The organism is Streptomyces sp. NBC_01450, from assembly GCF_036227505.1.
Taxonomy (GTDB): domain Bacteria; phylum Actinomycetota; class Actinomycetes; order Streptomycetales; family Streptomycetaceae; genus Streptomyces.
In genome coordinates this window covers 32,735-46,599 of record NZ_CP109482.1, presented here as the reverse complement: position 1 = coordinate 46,599, position 13,865 = coordinate 32,735, and the positions used below count along the sequence as shown (strand labels likewise).

Genomic DNA, 13,865 nt, shown 5'->3' with positions numbered 1-13,865 from the left:
GAGTTGGCCACCGATTCCTAGCCTCGATCTTTCGTGAGGGTCCGCCGACGGAGTCGGTGGGCCCTTTGCTTTCCGAAGCTGGTGGTGGGCAGGCCAGCGGCCCGGTTGTCGCGTCGGGTGGGCGCCGGGTTCCACTGCCCGGGGCGGGTGGTGTTGTCGTCGGGGTGGTGGGAAGTTGCTGGTCAAGCGGGTGTGGGTAGGAGCGCGAGCCGTTCGAGGGCGGCGGTGATCTCGCTGGTCCAGGGCCAGTGTCGGGCGAGGCGGAGAATCTTGCGTCGGCCGGTGGTGACGAGCTGGGCGGCTGCGGAGAACAGACGGAATCGCAGGCGGCGGGGTTCCCAGAGTCGGGCCTTGCCGGTGAGAGCGAGCATGGGCATCCAGGCCAGCAGGTCGAGGGCGATCTGGACGATCTCGAGCCAGACCTTGTTCTGGGCTGAGGTGTGGAGCGGCAGGTTGCGCAGGCCGGTGGCCCGGGCGGCCCGGATGCGGTCCTCGGCCCGGGCCCGCAGCCGGTGACGGAGCTCGAGGGCGGAGATCGGCCGGTGGGGGGTGTTGGTCGCGAAGCATGTGATTCGCAGGCCGTCCGCGTCCGTGATCCTCAACTGGGCGCCAGGATGGGGCCGTTACTTTCGCACGATCAGTCGCATGCCCTTCGGCCAGCCGTCCAGGAGCTTGCCGGTGAGCTCGGCGACCCAGGCCCCATCACGGGCCTCACCGTCGCTCTCGACGGCCGGGGTCCAGGCCGAGGCGGGGACCTTCAGCACGTGTTCGTGGATCGCTTCCGTGATCACCATGCCGACCGAGTAGGACAGCCAGCGCCCCCGCTGGGCGAGCCAGGACACGAAGTCGTGGGTGCCGCCCGCGGAATCCGTGCGGATCAGCGTCTGGCGCCCCCGCCGATAATGCTTCGGCAGCTGTGCCAGGGCAAGTTGGGCGATGGTGATGTGGTCGGCGGCCGTGTTGGAGCCCGCGTTTCCCGGCCTGAGGAGGGCGGCTACGGGCTCTCCGGTTCCGCCCGGGCCGTGTGAGGTGTCCCCCGGAGTGTGGACACGGGGGTTCATGCTGCGAGTGTGAGTTTACGTGCTCTCTGCTGTTGTTGTTCGAATTCGACTGGCGAGAGGTAGTTGAGGGCGCTGTGGCGCCTGCGGGCGTTGTAGTAGGTGAGCCACTGGAAGATCTCCAGCCTCGCCTGAGGCATCGTGGAGAACAGCCTCTGGTACATCGTCTCCCTCTTGAGTCCCTGCCAGAACGACTCGGCGAGGGCGTTGTCGTAGCTCGAGCCGACCCGGCCCATGCTCCTGTGGATCCCGAAACCGTTGCAGACCTGCGCGAACGCGGCCGACGTGTACTGCGAGCCCCTGTCCGCATGGAAGATCACCCCGCCCACGTGGCCGCCGCGGGTCGCCACGGCCATCTCCAGGGCGTCGATGACCAGTTCCGTGCGCATGTGCGTGGCCATCGACCAGCCGAGCACCCGGCGTGAACAGATGTCGATGACGCAGGCGAGATACAGCCACGTCCCGCCGACCTGGACGTATGTGATGTCGCCGCACCACTTCTCGTTCAACTGTCTGGCGGAGAAGTTGCGTTGGACGAGATCCGGGGCCGGTGGTGCAAGCCGGTCGGGGACCGTGGTGCGCTTGCGGCGCCGCAGGTGCCGGCCCTCGATACCGTGCCGGCGCATCAGGCGCTCGACGCGCTTGCGGTTGATGGTGTGCCCGAAGCCACGCAGCTCGGCATGGATGCGCCGGACTCCGTAGGTGCCCTTGTGCTCGGTATGGATCTCCCGGATCTCCACGAGCAGGGCGTCGTCGGCGGCCTGCCGCTCTCGACGGACCTTCGCACCGGCGAGCCACCGGTAGTAGCCCGAGCGCGAGACCTGCAGGACCCGGCATATCCGCTGAACGCCGAAGACTTCCGCGTGGGCGGAGACGAAGTCCCAGCGGTGGGTCTTCACTTCATCTCCTTCGCGAAATAGGCGGCTGCCCGGCGCAGGATCTCCCGCTCGAGTTCCCATTCCTTCTCTGCCTTGCGGAGCCGGCCGTTCTCCGCGCGCAGCCGGGCCAGTTCCTCGTTCCGGCTCTCCGCGCTCTGCTCGCCGCTGCTGTGATCACGGCCCGCGTGCTCGTCGGCCTGGCGCACCCAGCTCCGCAGGGTCTCGCCGGTCACCCCGACATCCGCCGCGACCGCCGCGTACGTGCGCTTCCCGCCCGCCGCGCGGTACAGCGCGACGGCATCGTTCCTGAACTCCACCGGATACGGAGACCTACGTCCCACCAGGACACCTTCCCTCGGATCTGCAAGATCCATTGTCAGAGTGTCCACACCACAGGGGTCGCCTCACAGGCAGCCGTCACCCTCGCATCCCTGCTGATGTGGGCGTGAGTTTTGAAGACAACTCCTAGCAGCCAGGTGCTGACGGGCCGGGGCGTCGACGGCGGATGCAGGCAGTCTCTGGGGGGGGGTACGCCGACGCCGAGGTCCTTGCATGGAAGTGTGTGGGCTCGATGCGACGAGCGGTTCTCCGGCGTTGTGCCCGGAAACCGTCGGCTCGTAGGCAATTTTCGCTTAGACCGAGGGCCCGTATTTCAATAACTGTCAGCGACGGGTTTCCGCGGGGGTTGTTCGGGCGTGTAGCTGTTCCAATGTGCGGGCGGGTGATCCGGGTATCGGCGTGACGAGGATCCGGTGCAGGTCCAGGAGCCGTTTTGCGTCCTGGTACTGGATGGACAGGTTGGTGCGGTTGACGCCCAGTAGTTGGGCCAGGAAGGTCATGGTCACCGCTCTGCGGCGGCGCAGGATGGCTGCCAGGAGCCGGTGGGTGTGGTCCACGCTGCTGGTCTGCGGGTGTCGGTAGCTGCGTGGGCGGTGGAAGCGTCGCTGGAATGCCGCCTCGGCCATGGCGTCCCAGAAGGGTTCCGAGACCGCCACCAAATGCTCAAAGGCGGTTCGTGACATGCCGGTCAGGGCTGGATCGGTGAGCATCATGGTCAGGGCCGGGTCGGTCCGGTGAGTGGTTGCCGGCGCGTCGGGCGTTCGCGGTGGCTCGGGAGACAGTGTGTAGTTCCAGTCGCCGTGGAAGGCGTTGGGTGTGATCGGAAGGGTGTGGAACTCGGCGGGTGTGACGCTGATGCCGAGGTCGTAGCTGCCGGTGTCCAGTTCGGCCCCGATGGTTAGGCCGGTCTTGGTTGTTGTGGCGGCGATGGTCTCGAGGACGACCTGGTAGCTGGTCAGCGGTCGCCCCCGCCAGTTCGCGGTGATGTGGCAGAACATACGATGCTCTATTTTGTTCCAGTGTGTCCTGAATGCAGAGGGGAATTCGATGTAGGACGAGTTACTCGAAGCAGTGCTGCGTGACCGATGAAGGATTGGCCCTTCGAAGTCGCCCTGCGGGGGGAGACTTCAAACCGCCTCATGCCGCGTTAGCCGAAGACTGTCGTGGTGAGCGATGAGGAAAAGGCGTCCAAGAGGCGTCAGGTGGGGATCAGGGAGACGAACGCAAGTGAATCGTTGCTGACGTGTCGAAAAGATTCCGACGACATCAAAACCGGGGAGCTTGGAACCGTCCCGGGATAAGCCTGGCGGGAGCCCGTCGACTGGCCAGGCGGTGTCCGGCATGGAGACGACGTGAACCTGATCTGCTGCGGTCATGTGGAACTGGAGAAGGCGCGTACCGATACAGCCCGTCCTGGTAGGGGCGCGCGAGAGGGAGCACCCCGAGCGGTTGTGCCGTGAAGGGGCCGAGTACCGATGCGGGACGCGCCGGCGGACCGGCTCGTAGTAGTGGAGAAGCCCCTATAACGGGGGTGGAGCGAAGGGGCCGGGTCGTCCGTGACTGAGTTGATCGCATCAACCGGACGGTGTCCGGGAGGAGTTCGGTGAGCCAGTTGAAGTCGCAGGCCAAGCCGTTTGAGATTTCTAAGTGGGAAGTCAAGGAAGCATGGGAGGAAGTCAGGGCTAACAAGGGGGCACCGGGAGTGGACGGACAGAGCATCGCCGACTTCGAGAAAGACCTGAAGAACAACCTCTACAAGGTCTGGAACCGGATGTCGTCGGGCTCCTACTTTCCTCCGCCGGTGCGTGCGGTGGCCATTCCCAAGCCACATGGAGGCGGCGAGAGAACCCTCGGGATTCCCGCCGTCGCTGATCGTGTGGCTCAGGCCGTCGTGGCCCGGCATCTGGTGCGGAGGGTGGATCCTATTTTCCATCCGGACAGCTTCGGATACCGGCCCGGACGGTCCGCCTTGGACGCCGTGGAGAAGTGTCGGGAACGCAGCTGGAAACGGGACTGGGTTGTCGAGTTCGACATCTCCCAGTTCTTCGACAGTGTGCCCTGGGACCTCCTGGTCAAGGCGGTGGTAGCGCACACCGACGCCGTTTGGGTGAAGCTGTATGTGCGGAGGTGGCTTGCTGCCCCGCTCAAGATGCCCGACGGCACCCTGCTGGAACGGAAGTGCGGGACGCCACAAGGAGCCCCGGTTTCTCCCGTTTTGGCGAACCTGTTCCTGCACTACGCGTTCGACGTCTGGATGGCCCGGGAGTTCCCTGCTGTCTCGTTCGAACGCTATGCGGACGATGCGGTCGTGCACTGCGTCACCGAGCGCCAGGCCCACCAAGTGCTGGCCGCGCTCTCGGACAGGATGGCCGAGGTCGGGCTGTGTCTGCACCCGGCCAAGACCCGGATCGTGTACTGCCGGGACGGATTGCGGCGCGGCTCGTACGAGCACACGTCTTTCACGTTCCTGGGGTTCACGCTCCAACAGCGCCAGATGCGGGACAAGAACGGCCGCATCAGATGGTCGTTCCGTCCCGCGGTCAGCAGGGACGCCCTCAAACGACTCGGCGAGGAGGTCCGCTCCTGGCGGCTTCACCGGCGGGTCAACCTCACCGTGGAAGAACTCGCGCAGCGGATCAATCCGATCGTCGCGGGCTGGATGCAGTACTACGGCCGGTTCTATCGATCGGCCTTGTATCCAATTCTGATGCGCATCAACGCCTACCTGGTGCGCTGGCTACGCAACAAGTACAGACGGTTTCGCGCGATGAGGAAGGCCATCGCGGCCTTCCAGAGGGCAGCCAAGCGCCGCCCGGGGATGTTCGCGCAGTGGAGATGGATCAGTTCCCCCTCCTTGGCCTGGTGATCAGGACGACAAGAGCCGTATGACGAGAGATCGTCACGTACGGATCTGTGGGAGCCGGAGGGTGTGACTCCCTCCGGCTACCCGACTTTCGAAGTTCCGGGAGGTAGGTGACAGACCGTGATCTCCAGGCCGCTCTCTCGTGCGAAGGTGGCAAGGTTGCTTTTCCAGGTCCAGCGGCGGGGGTCGTTGGAGCCGCCGGAGTCGGCGGTGATCAGGAGCCTGCCGGCATTCGGGTGGTCCGTCCGTCCGCGGTGCTGCCACCAGCGTCGGATGGACTCCACCGCGAACTGGGCGGTGTCGTGGTCGGTGCCGACGTTGACCCATCCGCTGTTGTTGGCAATGTCGTAGATCCCGTAGGGGATCGCCATGGGCTGGTCGTTGGTGGTGAACGTGTGGCAGTCCACCTTGATCGCGTTCTTGCCCGGCCGCCAGGTGCGACCGGGCCGGTCCCGGTTGCCGAGCCATTCCTTGGCCTTGGTGTCGACGCTGATCACCGGCTGGGCGTCGTTGAGGAACTCGGTAGCGGTGGCATTGAGGTGGGTGAACTGGGCATCGCGGTCCGGATGGCTGATGCCCTCTGTTGTCTTCGCGGTTCCCTGCAGGCTGTAGCCCAGGGTGTGCAGCAGGTGTCCGACGGTTGAAGCGCTGATCGGGTGGCCCTGTGTGGTGAGGGCCGAGGCCAGGGCCCGTAACGACAGCGTGGTCCACCGCAGCGGGGAGACGGGGTCGCCTCGGGTGTGCGGCTCGATCAGCGACTCCAGCGCGGGCAGCAGACCGGAGTCGGTGTCTGTCAGCCGCTTGCGGCCGGCGCCTGGAGCCCGAACCCGTCGGGTCGGTGAGGAGCAACCGGCCAACTCGGCGATACCTCGCGCGATGGTGGCAGTGCTGGTGCCGGAGGCGGCGGCGACCCGGACGATCCCGCCGCGGCCGAGGGCCGTCGCCTCACTGGCCAGGTACAACCGACGGCGGCGCTCATCGAAGTGCGGCAGGATTTGCTCGAACTTAGTCCGCAGAGCACGGGTGGCAGCGCGGCCTGACAGACACGGGGTCATATCTCAGACTCCCACCAACACCCCTCTGCCGAGCACTTATTGAAATACGGGCCCCGACCGGCAATTGGTGATGCCTGCCGGTGGCTGGTCGCTCTGGGCACGAGACAGGCACGGGCCTGAGTGATCATGGAGTTCTCTACGCTCAGTGATCACCGGAGGGCCCGTGCCTGCTGTGCCATCTTGCCTGCTCGAACCCCTGTGGGACCAGTTCGCCGCCCTGCTGCCCGCGCGCGATGACTATGCGCCGACTCACCCGCTGGGCTGTCACCGTCGCCGGGTCCCGGACCGGATCGTCTTCGAGCACATCGTGCGGGCCCTGGTCCACGGCACCGGATACGAGCGGATCGCCAGTCAGGGCTGCTCGGACCGCACCATCCGACGCCGCGTCAAACTCTGGTCACAGATGGGCATATCAGAGCAGGTCCACGCCCTGGCGCTCCAGGCGTACGACCGGATGATCGGCCTCGGACTGGCCGAGATCTCCGTGGACGGCTGCATCACGAAAGCTCCCTCGGGTGGCGAGAAAGCCGGACGCTCCCCGGTCGACCGGGGCAAGCAGGGGCTGAAGCGATCGGTGGCCTCCGACGCGGCCGGGGTCCCTCTCGGGATCGTCTCCGCAGGCGCCAACCGGCACGACTCACCGCTCCTCGGCCCCACCCTCGGAGCAACGAAAGCCCAGGTAGGAGCGCTCCCAGAGCAAGTGAACATCAATCTCGACCGCGGCTACGACAGCGCCAGGACCCGTGCCTTGCTCGACGAGTTCGGCTTCACCGGCGAGATCGCCCGCAAGGGCGTGCCCGCACCGATCCAGGCCGGCAAGCGGTGGGTGGTCGAGCGTTCACACTCGTGGATGAACGGCTACGGCAAGCTGCGGCGCTGCACCGAGAAGGACGGCAGCGCCGTGGACTTCTACCTCTACCTCGCCGCCGCTTTCGTCACGCTCCGCATGCTCATCCGACGCTCGACGAGCCGCTATCGCTGGGACGGCCGCCCCACCACCCGACGCCTCAAGTGATCCATTTGCCGGTCGGTCTTAGCCGCGCCGCGGTTCGTCGCCGTCCGACGTGTCGTTGTCGTCGTCTCAGCCCGGATCCACCGGCGTGATTCCGGTGTGATCGTTTCGGGGTCGTGCAGGCCGTGTCTGGGCTGGGCTGCGGATTCGGATATGGGGTGGCCGCTGGTCTGCCCAGCTCTTCCACTTGTCCACAGGTCTCGGGCCCTTTCGGGCGGGTTGGTCAGGGAGCGTCAGAAGGCTGGTGGCGCATGCACCGTGCTGAAGAGTTGGGTGAAGTCCTCGCTCCAGGGCCAGCGTTCGGGCAGGTGCAGGGTGAGGCGGCGGGCGGATCGGGCCAGGCGGGCGGGCACGTTGATCAGGTGGTCACGGATGGTGGCGGTGGTCGCTCTGGCATGGAATGTTCCGGCCAGGGCGCCGGCGGCGCGGGTCAGGTTGTGTGCCAGGGCCGCCAGGGCGAGCCATGCAGCATTGGCCTGGAAGCGGCCGGACGGTGCGTGGGCGAAGGCGCTGTTCTTGACATCGGCGATCACCTGCTCGACGACAGCGTGCCGGCGGTGATCACGCTCGGCATCCCTCAAGGCGAGCGGGGAGTCGGTGAACGCGGCGTGGTAGCGCCAGGTGTCGAACAGGCTGCCCTGCCCGGCGGGGACGGCGTCAGGGTTCAGGCGTTTGACGCGGCGCACGATCGGACGGGCGGTGACCTGTTGTTTCTTCGGCTTGGAAGTGAACGCGGTGTAGGGGACCTCGGCTATCTCGGCGTCGGAGATCCAGCACTGGCCCTCCTCGTCCCAAACAGCCTTGGGGTACTTGATCGGCGTCCAGGCGGTCTCATCGATGTGGGCGATGGCGGCCTTGACGGAAGCGTTCATCCGCATGGTGACGGAGAAGCGCGCGCCCAGCGCCCGGCAGGAGTTCACGACGTCGGCGCCGTAGAACGCGGAGTCCGCCCGCACCACCAGCAGGCCGCTCGCGCCGCAGGCGCGGGCGGTGCGGATGGTCTCGGCCGCGAACGCTGCCGCCCCGCGCGCTGAGTTCGAGGGCCCTTTGCGCAGCCTGGTGGCGGCGATCACGGGGGCGGACAGGGGTGTGGAAACGATGCCGAGCAACGCGTTCAGGCCCTTGACCTTGCTGTATCCGTAGCCTGCACCCTGTTTGGCGTAGCCGTAGGTGCGGCGGATGGTGTCGTCGATGTCCGCGTAGGCGACCTGGTCCGCGCCGGGCAGCAACGGGGTGTGACGGGCCAGTTCGGGCAGGAACCGGCGTGCCACGGCATGCAGTTGCTTCACATGCCCGTGCGTGAAGGAGCGCAGGAACGACCTCGGCGTGGACGGGGCCCGCACCCCGGAGAACAGGCGGCCCATCGCGCCATGCCGTAGCCGGTCCATGTCCGCGATGCTGTCGGCGCCCGCGGCCATACCGCCCACCAGCGACATCAGCTTCGCGGCGGGGAAGGAGCCGGTGCCGTCCTTCGAGACCGGCAGCCTGATGTGCTCCCCGGCCAACGTCGGCAGACCGCACCGCTCGGCCAGCCGCACCACCGGCTCCAGCCCGCCGTACGCGACCAGGTTCGGATCATCGAACGTGGAAGAGACCGCCGCCGCGGCATGGGAGGATTGCATCTCGGAAGTGCCTTGCCGATCGTGCCTGATGTGGTCCTAGAGAAACCCCATCATCGCAGGTCACAAGGCACTTCTTCGTTTCCGGAGAAACTATCCACAGGCATCAAGCCGGTGGATCCAGGCTCAGGCGTGCGTGGGGGCAGACGTCGACGATCCGTGAAGTGGTCGTAAACGAGTTGTAGACACGCGGCGTGTTCTCTTACTCAGGCAGCGGGTCGTATCGTTCGTTCCCCTTGTGGCACACCGTAAAACCGAACATCGTTCCGAGATCCGTAACGGGGATTTTTTCGGACAGACCGCGTCACTCATCAATGGCGTTGTGCTCGCGTTGTCCGTGTTTACCGGCTTCTCTTTCTGTACGAGGCGCCTACAAGTGATCAAGGGAATTCATCCAGATCCACGTCGGTGGCGACCCCCGCCGACGAGGACTGCTCATCGGGCAAGGGACGGGCGAAGCCTCGTATGAGCGGGTGAACCGACGGGGGATGGAGTGACTTAGATGGCGATTCTTCGGTCTCGTGCCTCAAAGGCCACGAGCGACGAGGTCCTGATCCGGGCGCTGTACGCGGAGCACGGCAAGGCTCTGTTGGCGTACGCGACGCGACTGACCGGCGACCGGGCCGCCGCGGAGGACGTGGTGCAGGAGACGTTGATCCGGGCGTGGAAACATCCGGAGGTGACCGACGGACCGCGGGTTTCCCGGCGTGGTCGGCTGCTGATGGTGGCTCGGAGCGTTGCCACCGACGGGTCCCGGTCCACGACGCGGGACACGCTGGGCGGTGAGGGACAATTGTCCGGAACCGACGCCTGTCAGCGGTCAAAGAATTCCCCACGATCTGCATGATCAGCGTCACGTAATTCGGCATCTGTCGCTGATCTTGTGATCGGGTGGGTCAGGATCGGTGCAGGATCCGGATGCGGAGGAGGTCGAAGTTGGCCCGGCCGTATCCATCCCTTTTGATCCGTTTCACCCTCGTGTTCTGGCCCTCGACCTGGCCGGAGCTCCAGGAGCTGGACAGGCCGGCGATGACGGCGTCCTGGTCCCTGCGTAGGCCGTTGACCAGGGAGTGCAGTGCGGGCAGGTCGTCGTGTTCGACGCGCTCCATCCAGGCGGGGAGTTCGCTGCCGGTCAGGTCCCGCATCATCATTGCGAAGTCGCGGACGTGCTGGGTGACCGCGTCCAGTTCGGGACAGCTGGCACGGATCTCTTTGAGTGCGAGGGCGTCCTCGTCCGGGAGATTGCCGGGGTTCGTCGTGATCCATCTGACGACGCGGCGGGGCCGAGGAGCCGGACGCGGTTCTGCCGGTGCAGCGGTAAAGGATTTGAAGGGGCGAAGGTAGCGCCGGGTGGTCTGGATGCTGCCCCGGAAGCCCAAGGCCCGGATCTCCTCGTGGAGTTGTGCGCTGTCGCGGCAGCCGTCGTTCCACCGCTGATGGAGGTGAGCCGTGTACGGGTCGAGAATGCTGACTCTGTTCGTCGCGTTGACCAGCAGTTCGTCGATGCTGGTAGCGCGGGCGAAGCGGCGCACGGTGGACCGGTCCAGCCTGAGTGTCCGGCAGATCGCTTCCAGCGAATCGCCATCGGTCAGGAGCTGCTGCACGGCGGCGTACCGCTCCTTCGTCCGCGTCACCAGGCGGCGTTCACGCCCGCAGACGTCGAGCGTCGCGTCGGCCGCGGGCGGCGGAGTCTGCCAGATGTCGTCTTCGAGCGGCCGGTTGACCGGTATGGTCTTCGCGAACACCGTCCGGACGCAGGCATGATGCGCGCCGACGGTCTTCTCCACCGCATCGCCGAGGTTCTTCCACAAATGCCAGCCGTCGGCAATCTGCGCCGCCTGCGGGGCGCCGGTGCGGGCGCCTTCGGCATAGGCTCCGCCACGGTCCCTGCAGATGATCTCTACCTCGGGGTGGCCGGCGAGCCAGGCGGCCAGCGGTTCAGCCTCACGTCCCGGCAGTACGTCGACCGGGCGCCGTTGTTCCAAGTCCACCAAGATTGTCGAGTACGAATCGCCCTTGCACAGCGCGAAATCATCAACCCCCAGCACCCTAACCTGCCCGACAGGTTGCTCTGGAAGGGCCCGCAAGAGGCGTAACAGCGTGTCCTTCGCCACCGGAACTCCGAGAGCCGCCGCGAGCCGGCTCCCCGGCCGCCCGGCCAGCGCCACCGCGATGCTGGTCAGCATCCCGCGCAGCAGCGGGGTGAAGCGGGCATGCGGGCTGGTCAGCCCGGCAACCTGTTCGACGAACGTCACTGCCGCGCAAGCGGCGTTGAGGCACCGGAACCGGCGAACCAGCAGCTCGATCACCACCCGGGCGCCGCTGATCGCCGCATCCGACAACCGTCGCAGATACCGGCCGTGCACTCGTCCCGAGGAACTGCCGCAGTGCGGGCACAGCCCATCGGCCGCACGCGCGCGGGCATGCAGGGTGATCCCGCCGACCGACCGCTCCACCAACTCCACCACGACACCCGTCAGATGAGGAAGAAGCGCCTCGAAGCTCCGCGAAGTACACGCGAATCATGATCACAGCCGCGCCGCCCGGAGATCGCCCGATCACAAGATCAGCGACAGAGCCGGTAGTTCACTCAGTCTCGTGCGACTTCGTGTCGCACCCCAGCGTTGGTGGTAGAGCTGGGACAACTGCCGTGCGGGCGCCTGCCGGTGGTCGAGCAGGCTGGTCGCCAGCCGGAACTTCTCCACCTGGGCCGACTCGTCCTGGGACCGGACGGTCACGGTGTAGTCGATGATGCGCACGAGGTGTCCATGGGGCAGCCTTGCCGGGGTGCGGCCGTGGAAGCGGGCATTGCCCAGACGCTGGCCCTCGGCGGGGGTGGGCATGACGGACACGTACGAGCCGTCGGGCAGAACCCACAGGGGTGGCAGGACGAGGTTCTTCTTGATCCGCCAGGCGAGGTGGCAGCCGGTCGCCTCGACCAGGCCCCACAGTTCATGGCCGGCGAAGTTGCGGTCGGCCAGCAGCAGCATGCCGGGCCGCAGGGAGGCGAGCAGGCGGCGGGCGAGCTTGTGCTCGCTGAATCTAGCGATCGAGTCGAAGGCTGCGTCGATGATGGCGTGGGTGCCGCACTCGATCAGGGCCATCAGTCTGACCTGCGGGTTTCCGCTCTTGTTCGTGCCGTCGCGGCCGGTGAATCCGAACGCGGCAGCGTTCTCGGGGGTGTCCGGCACGTCCAGCGCGGTGCCGTCCCAGGCAACCAGCCGCAGGCCGAAGGCGAACGCTCCCGGGGTCGTGGGTGTCGCCTGAGCGCCGCACCGGCGTTCGAAGAGCGCCTGGAACGGCTTGTCGCCCAGGCGCTGGCGGGCTCTGGTGAGGGCCGAACTGGTGGGCAGGCGCTGGACGAGGCCGCCCGGCAGGTGCCGCAGTTTCTCGGTCAGGGTCCGCCGGACCACCCGGTAACCCGGCGGCCCAGTGCTGTCGGAGCTGCTGAACAAGCACAGAGCCAGGACGAAGTAGACCACCGCGCGGGCCGGCAGGAGCCTGCGGCGGCGCTCGGCCCTTCCGGTCAACTCCAGTACCTCGTCGACCACTTCGGGGGTGATCTCCCCGGTGAGTACGCCGAGCCGGATCCGGTCGCCGAACTGCGGCTCCACCCTCCTTCGCGGTCTTCGAGGAGACGTCGGCCGGGGCGTCGACATGACGATTGAAGCAGCATCGATGGCAGACTGAGCGCCCAACGGGGCTCCCTTGCAGACAGTCGGATCTTGGTCGATCTTCTGTCCTACCGGGAGCCCCGTTGCCATGTCCCGAGATCATCTGGCGCATCATCAGATCGGGGCGAATCCCCTCATGCACCCCAGGAGCCTACCCACCCAAAACCGCCACCAGCATGGCGTCCCACCTGCACCGATGCACTAAGACCGACCGGCAAATGGATCACTTGAGGCGTCGGGTGGTGGGGCGGCCGTCCCAGCGATAGCGGCTCGTCGAGCGTCGGATGAGCATGCGGAGCGTGACGAAAGCGGCGGCGAGGTAGAGGTAGAAGTCCACGGCGCTGCCGTCCTTCTCGGTGCAGCGCCGCAGCTTGCCGTAGCCGTTCATCCACGAGTGTGAACGCTCGACCACCCACCGCTTGCCGGCCTGGATCGGTGCGGGCACGCCCTTGCGGGCGATCTCGCCGGTGAAGCCGAACTCGTCGAGCAAGGCACGGGTCCTGGCGCTGTCGTAGCCGCGGTCGAGATTGATGTTCACTTGCTCTGGGAGCGCTCCTACCTGGGCTTTCGTTGCTCCGAGGGTGGGGCCGAGGAGCGGTGAGTCGTGCCGGTTGGCGCCTGCGGAGACGATCCCGAGAGGGACCCCGGCCGCGTCGGAGGCCACCGATCGCTTCAGCCCCTGCTTGCCCCGGTCGACCGGGGAGCGTCCGGCTTTCTCGCCACCCGAGGGAGCTTTCGTGATGCAGCCGTCCACGGAGATCTCGGCCAGTCCGAGGCCGATCATCCGGTCGTACGCCTGGAGCGCCAGGGCGTGGACCTGCTCTGATATGCCCATCTGTGACCAGAGTTTGACGCGGCGTCGGATGGTGCGGTCCGAGCAGCCCTGACTGGCGATCCGCTCGTATCCGGTGCCGTGGACCAGGGCCCGCACGATGTGCTCGAAGACGATCCGGTCCGGGACCCGGCGACGGTGACAGCCCAGCGGGTGAGTCGGCGCATAGTCATCGCGCGCGGGCAGCAGGGCGGCGAACTGGTCCCACAGGGGTTCGAGCAGGCAAGATGGCACAGCAGGCACGGGCCCTCCGGTGATCACTGAGCGTAGAGAACTCCATGATCACTCAGGCCCGTGCCTGTCTCGTGCCCAGAGCGACCAGCCACCGGCAGGCATCACCAATTGCCGGTCGGTCTAAATCACCGGCATTGCTGGGCAGAGGCACTTTTCGTGTATCTGACCACCCGTCGGACACCAAGCTTCATGAAAGCGCGAGGTTGCGTACAAGGGGAGTTGCCGACAGTCCCTCGGGGGCCCGGAGGGCCCGGAAGGTCTCGCCGAGCGGGTACGCGACAACCAGTTCACGGGGACCCCT

Annotated in this window: 8 protein-coding genes and 3 pseudogenes; 3 read left to right on the top strand and 8 right to left on the bottom strand. The window is 66.5% G+C overall.

Annotated elements, in window-relative coordinates; all coding sequences use genetic code 11:
- Positions 1 to 182: 182 nt before the first annotated feature.
- The 3 genes and pseudogenes from OG568_RS59575 to OG568_RS59565 all read right to left on the bottom strand — a co-directional run.
- Positions 183 to 1,025 (bottom strand): annotated as a pseudogene (locus OG568_RS59575) (IS1380 family transposase); the annotation flags it as partial.
- Between the two features lie 32 nt (positions 1,026 to 1,057).
- Positions 1,058 to 2,277 (bottom strand): IS3 family transposase gene (locus OG568_RS59570; RefSeq protein ID WP_329530430.1). Its coding sequence is split into 2 segments (ribosomal slippage): positions 1,058 to 2,022 and positions 2,022 to 2,277, totalling 1,221 coding nucleotides; the frame shifts between segments, so codons are not numbered across the junction.
- A gap of 301 nt (positions 2,278 to 2,578) precedes the next feature.
- Positions 2,579 to 3,294, bottom strand: a pseudogene (locus OG568_RS59565) (ISAzo13-like element transposase-related protein); the annotation flags it as partial.
- 584 nt (positions 3,295 to 3,878) lie between these two features.
- Here OG568_RS59565 and ltrA point away from each other — a divergent pair.
- Complete coding sequence (gene ltrA, locus OG568_RS59560) at positions 3,879 to 5,141, top strand: group II intron reverse transcriptase/maturase (protein WP_329537798.1); 1,263 nt, start codon at positions 3,879 to 3,881, stop codon at positions 5,139 to 5,141.
- An 86-nt stretch (positions 5,142 to 5,227) separates the two neighbouring features.
- Here ltrA and OG568_RS59555 read toward each other — a convergent pair.
- Positions 5,228 to 6,193, bottom strand: a pseudogene (locus tag OG568_RS59555) (ISAzo13 family transposase); the annotation flags it as partial.
- A 163-nt stretch (positions 6,194 to 6,356) separates the two neighbouring features.
- Here OG568_RS59555 and OG568_RS59550 point away from each other — a divergent pair.
- Positions 6,357 to 7,208 carry an IS5 family transposase gene (locus OG568_RS59550; RefSeq protein WP_329538358.1) on the top strand — a complete coding sequence of 284 codons (852 nt, stop codon included), beginning with the start codon at positions 6,357 to 6,359 and terminating at the stop codon, positions 7,206 to 7,208.
- A 230-nt stretch (positions 7,209 to 7,438) separates the two neighbouring features.
- Here OG568_RS59550 and OG568_RS59545 read toward each other — a convergent pair whose 3' ends face one another.
- Positions 7,439 to 8,827, bottom strand: a complete 1,389-nt coding sequence (locus tag OG568_RS59545) for an IS1380 family transposase (protein ID WP_329538361.1) — start codon at positions 8,825 to 8,827, stop codon at positions 7,439 to 7,441.
- Between the two features lie 499 nt (positions 8,828 to 9,326).
- On the opposite strand from OG568_RS59545, the gene OG568_RS59540 reads away from it, so the two are divergent.
- Positions 9,327 to 9,671 (top strand): sigma factor, encoded by a 345-nt coding sequence (locus OG568_RS59540; protein ID WP_443078000.1) that lies wholly within the window; start codon positions 9,327 to 9,329, stop codon positions 9,669 to 9,671.
- A 49-nt stretch (positions 9,672 to 9,720) separates the two neighbouring features.
- Here the strand turns inward: OG568_RS59540 and OG568_RS59535 are convergent, their stop codons facing one another.
- From OG568_RS59535 to OG568_RS59525, 3 genes are all read right to left on the bottom strand, one after another.
- The gene (locus OG568_RS59535) at positions 9,721 to 11,289 is read right to left on the bottom strand and encodes an ISL3 family transposase (protein WP_329538360.1); all 1,569 of its coding nucleotides are present in this window, start codon (positions 11,287 to 11,289) and stop codon (positions 9,721 to 9,723) included.
- 93 nt (positions 11,290 to 11,382) lie between these two features.
- Positions 11,383 to 12,438: an IS4 family transposase gene (locus OG568_RS59530; protein ID WP_329538359.1), complete on the bottom strand. Its 1,056-nt coding sequence runs from the start codon at positions 12,436 to 12,438 to the stop codon at positions 11,383 to 11,385.
- A gap of 283 nt (positions 12,439 to 12,721) precedes the next feature.
- Positions 12,722 to 13,573 carry an IS5 family transposase gene (locus OG568_RS59525; RefSeq protein WP_329538358.1) on the bottom strand — a complete coding sequence of 284 codons (852 nt, stop codon included), beginning with the start codon at positions 13,571 to 13,573 and terminating at the stop codon, positions 12,722 to 12,724.
- Between the last annotated feature and the right edge of the window lie 292 nt (positions 13,574 to 13,865).